1 protein-coding gene is annotated in these 1164 nt (G+C 67.3%); it reads left to right on the forward strand.

The genetic code is table 11. From position 1 onward, the window contains the following. Window positions 1–155: 155 nt before the first annotated feature. Window positions 156–1164: AMP-binding protein (locus tag ACZ5CR_RS46410; protein WP_468870085.1), on the forward strand; the 1009-nt coding region annotated here is incomplete at its 3' end.

Here is a 1164-nt window from a genome sequence, read left to right on the forward strand (position 1 = left end):
GTACGTCGAGCGGAACTGGACCGACCTGCGGCCGAAGAGCCTGCGTGAGGCCATGGCGGCGGACTGAAAAACGCTGAGCGCGCACAATTCTTCGCCCATCGCACCGGGGCGGCCCGCTTGTCGTCCACCGGAGCAGTACTTATCGGAGTTAGTTGATGATTCTCCGGGGAAAGCGGGTCGCTCTGCCGCCGACGCCTGTCGTCCACGCGCGGTTCGAGGCATGCGCCCGGGCCGCCCCGGACGCCGTTGCCGTCAGCTGCGCCGGAGAGCAGTTGACCTACGCGGAACTGGACGCCGCGGCCAATCGGTTCGCGCACTTCCTCATCGCGCGCGGACACGGCCGAGGCGCCAAGGTCGGTCTCTGTCTTGACTATTCGGTCGACCTGGTCGTCGTCATCCTCGGCACGCTGAAAGCAGGCGCGGCCTACGTGCCGTTCGACCCGGCTTATCCGGCGGCGAGACTCCGCCTGCTGCAGCAGCAGACCCCCGGTCTGGCCCTGGTCGTGGCCTCCCCGGCAACGGCCGGGCTGATGGAGTCGGCGGCGGTCGAAGTGGTCGCCCCTGAACGGCTTTCCGACCACCTTGAAGGCCTCCCGGCGACTGCTCCCGACGTCCCGGTCACCGGGGACGACGTGTGCTACGCGGTCTTCACCTCCGGGTCGACCGGTACGCCGAAACTCGCCGGGGTGCGGCACGAGGGCTGGTTCAACTTGCTGAACTGGCTGCAGATCGAGTACCGCCTGCACCCTGGGTCCAGCAACCTGGTCGTCAGCGCGTTCGGGTTCGATCTCTCCCAGCGCAGCCTGATGCTGCCGTTGTTCTGTGGTGCTACCCAGTACCTGATGGCGAGCCGCAACTTCGATGCCGCGATGGCGTATCGCTTGCTGCATGAGCACGAGATACACACCGTGCACTGCGCGTCGAGCACGCTGTACGTGCTGGTGGACTGGGAGACCGCCCGTGGTGGCGACGCCCTCAGCCGGCTGGACTACGTGCTCTTCGGCGGGGAACCACTGCACATCGAAAGGATCGCGGAGTGGGGTGGGCGTGAGGAGAACACGTGCACTCTCCTGCACCAGTACGGCGTCGCCGAGTGCACGGATGTCGCGTCGTCGTACGACCTCGCCGACACCCGGCCCGGCGAGCACGACATCGCCCCGGTCG

It is taken from the genome of Streptomyces sp. NPDC031274, from assembly GCF_055570235.1.